This is a genomic window from Zavarzinella formosa DSM 19928, assembly GCF_000255705.1.
In the GTDB taxonomy this organism is placed as follows: domain Bacteria; phylum Planctomycetota; class Planctomycetia; order Gemmatales; family Gemmataceae; genus Zavarzinella; species Zavarzinella formosa.
Genome location: NZ_JH636444.1, coordinates 537,320 through 537,548 on the forward strand (window position 1 = coordinate 537,320; position 229 = coordinate 537,548).

Consider the following 229-nt stretch of genomic DNA (forward strand, 5'->3'; position numbering starts at 1 on the left):
CACCTCTGAAAAATCACCGGGAGGATTATTTCCTGATGTCCGGCATCACTCCGCATAATCGGTGGCTGGATGACAAATGCGCCAAGGCATTCTGGGATCAAAAGCGATATTCCGCCTACCGAACATTGCTGACGGACACGATTGACTGGGCCGCCCCCGTTTCGGGCGAACGATGGCTCGATTTGGGATGCGGGTCAGGCCCCCTCTCCGAGGCGATCTGGCGGCGCAC

General features: G+C 58.1%; 1 pseudogene. It reads left to right on the plus strand.

Going from position 1 to position 229, the window contains the following annotated elements:
* Positions 1-35: 35 nt before the first annotated feature.
* Positions 36-229, plus strand: a pseudogene (locus BGIM_RS66085) (hypothetical protein); the annotation flags it as partial.